The organism is Bacteroidota bacterium (genome assembly GCA_018831055.1).
GTDB lineage: Bacteria > Bacteroidota > Bacteroidia > Bacteroidales > B18-G4 > M55B132.
Window position 1 is genome coordinate 1 of the sequence record JAHJRE010000032.1, and the last position, 3046, is coordinate 3046.

Sequence of the window (3046 nt, forward strand, 5' to 3'; positions counted from 1 at the left end):
GCTAATATGAACCTGGGGTTTAAGACAGCCACCGCTATTGACCTTGCAGGAAGAAATGTGCTCGAGGCAGTTCAGATGTCGGTAAATCCCAAGGTTATTGATACTCCTCCCGTGACCGCTGTAGCCAAAGATGGAATCCAGCTTATTGCCAAGGCGAGGGTCACCGTAAGAGCCAATATCAAGCAACTTGTCGGAGGTGCCGGCGAAGAAACCGTATTGGCAAGGGTAGGAGAAGGCGTTGTTTCTTCAATCGGTTCCGCTCAGTCTCATAAGTCGGTACTCGAGAATCCCGATTCTATTTCCAGAGTCGTTCTGGAAAAAGGTCTGGATTCAGGAACAGCATTCGAGATCCTTTCAATCGATATCGCCGATATCGACGTAGGTAAAAATATCGGAGCAGTCCTCCAGATGGATCAAGCCAATGCAGATAAAAATATTGCCCAGGCCAAGGCAGAAGAACGCAGAGCAATGGCAATTGCCCAGGAGCAGGAAATGAAAGCCAAGGCCCAGGAAGCACGTGCCAACGTTATTCAGGCCGAAGCCGAGATACCTAAAGCTATCGCTGAAGCCTTTAAAAACGGTAACCTGGGTATTATGGATTATTACCGCTACAAAAACATCCAGGCTGATACCAGGATGCGCGAGTCAATAGCCGAACCTCCGACGAAACCTGACAGTATCAGCGAAGACCAGGATAAACCGAAGAAATAACCCATTTCTATCCAAATCATACTTTTTTGTAAACCGGTGATACCGGTTTGCCAGGGTAAATTGAATTGATTTCTTACTAATGAACAGGAATCAGATTAAATCTATTGGAGTAAAGTTTAATGAACTGCTTAAATCCTGTGAGCCATTCGTAAGTCAGAAGGACAATGATGATATTGACCGTGCCTTCAGGATGGCCGTAGAGATTTATCAGGATAAGATTGCAGATACGGGAATTCCCCTGCTTGAACATTCTCTTGGAGTAGCACGTGTAGCTACCGACGACCTGTCTCTGGGAGCCAAATCGATAATAGCAGCGCTTTTACACAATGTTTTTCTGGTTTCCGGTATTTCTCAAAAGGAGTTAAAAAATAACTTCGATGATACCGTTTTAACGCTTATTGAAGGCTATACCAGAATTTCAGCCCTGCCTACAGATAAGATATCGTTGCAGTCGGAAAAATTTCATCAGCTTTTTCTTTCGGTTGCAGGTGATATCCGGATCATACTGCTCAAAATTGCCCATAGACTTTGTGATATGCGGAATTTTGCCAGTCTCCCGGAAGAGAAAAAAAGACGTTTTGCCAACGAAGTAGAATACTTATATATTCCTATTTCTCATCGTCTCGGTTTGTACAGGGTGAAAACTGAACTTGAAGATCTTTTAATGCGTTTTCGTTTTCCTGAAGAATACCTGTCGATCCAGGAACAACTGGCAGCTACACAAAGCAAAAGAGAAGTTTTCATCAGGGATTTTGCAACACCCATTGAAAAGGAATTGTTTAAAAGTGAAATAACCTTTGATATAAAAGGCCGGCCCAAATCTATCCCCTCCATACGGGAAAAGATGATCAAACAAAATGTAGAATTGGAGGAAGTTTACGATCTTTTTGCCATCAGGATCATTATAGACAGCCTACCTGACAACGAGAAATCGGATTGCTGGAAAGTGTATTCCCTGGTTACAAACATTTATCCACCCAACCCTAAGAGGCTGAGGGACTGGATCACCACTCCCAAAGCCAGCGGATATGAATCCCTCCACACTACCGTCAGAGCCCAAAACGATAAATGGGTTGAAGTCCAGATCCGTACACGCAGAATGGATGAGATTGCGGAGAAAGGACAAGCGGCACATTGGAGGTACAAAGGATTTGAGGAAAAAGAGAGGATGGAGGAATGGCTGAACCAGATCCGGGATATCCTGGGAAATCCGGAACAGATCAAGTTTGATGATAGCCCGAAAAGGTCTGCCCGCCTTGGAAGAATTTACGTTTATACCCCGACAGGTGACCTGGTTGATCTTCCGGAAGGAGCTACCATACTCGATTTTGCTTATTCTATACATTCCAGGATAGGGGATAGTTGCAGCGGTGCGAGGGTTAATAATGCCAATGTTCCCATTCGACACATCCTGAAAAATGGAGACCGTGTCGAAATAATCACCTCTAAAAACCAAAAACCCAAACAGGACTGGCTTCAATTTGTTAAAACCTCCAAGGCAACAGCAAAGATCAAAAGGTCGCTGAAGGAGCAGAAATACCAGTTGGCAGAGATTGGGCTGGAAATTCTGAAGAGAAAACTGAGGAACTGGAAAATATCGTACAAGGATGAAATTATTAATGGACTTGTTAAGCATTATAAATTGGCTTCTTCTATCGACCTGTATGATTTGATTGCCGAAGAAAAGCTTGATTACAATGAACTGAGGGTGTTGATACGGGAAAAACTGGAAGACACATCAAAATCCTCAGCCCCAAGAACGGATTCACCGGCTACCTTTACCCGTACATCAGAATCCGATGAACCCGAAGATGTTCTTATCATAGATAATTTACTGGATAATGTTAACTACCGGCTTGCAAAATGTTGTAATCCTGCACCCGGCGATAAAGTATTCGGGTTTGTCACTATCGGCAAAGGCATCAGTATCCATCAGGTGAATTGCCCCAATGCCAAAAGACTTCTGGAAAACTACGGTTACCGTAAAATCCCGGTCAGCTGGAAAGATAAAGAGATCAAAAACAAGTACATTAAGGTGGTTGGTAATGACAGGGTAGGCATCCTGGATGAGATCACCGCCGTGATATCACGTGATTTTAAAGTAAATATGACCAGCCTGAAAGTCGAAAAAAAAGGGGGACAGTTCTTTGGTGAAATTCGCATCAGTGTTAAAGATATGGAATATCTCCGGGAACTTCTCCATAAAATTGCAAAGGTTAAAGGCGTGACGAAAGCCATTTTGACAAAACCAAACGCCTAAGGGATATAACAAAGCAAATTTTTATTTATGAGTATCAGGAAACATTAACACAAAGTTACAGGCGACAGGTTGCAA

The 3046-nt window shown here is 43.2% G+C and carries 2 protein-coding genes; both read left to right on the plus strand.

Annotation, left to right across the window (positions count from 1 at the left end; translation table 11 throughout):
- Nucleotides 1-711: flotillin-like protein FloA (gene floA / locus KKA81_02225; protein ID MBU2649727.1), on the plus strand; the 711-nt coding region annotated here is incomplete at its 5' end.
- 79 nt (nucleotides 712-790) lie between these two features.
- Entirely contained in the window at nucleotides 791-2971 is a 2181-nt protein-coding gene (locus tag KKA81_02230) for a RelA/SpoT family protein (protein MBU2649728.1), read from the plus strand.
- Nucleotides 2972-3046 lie beyond the last annotated feature (75 nt).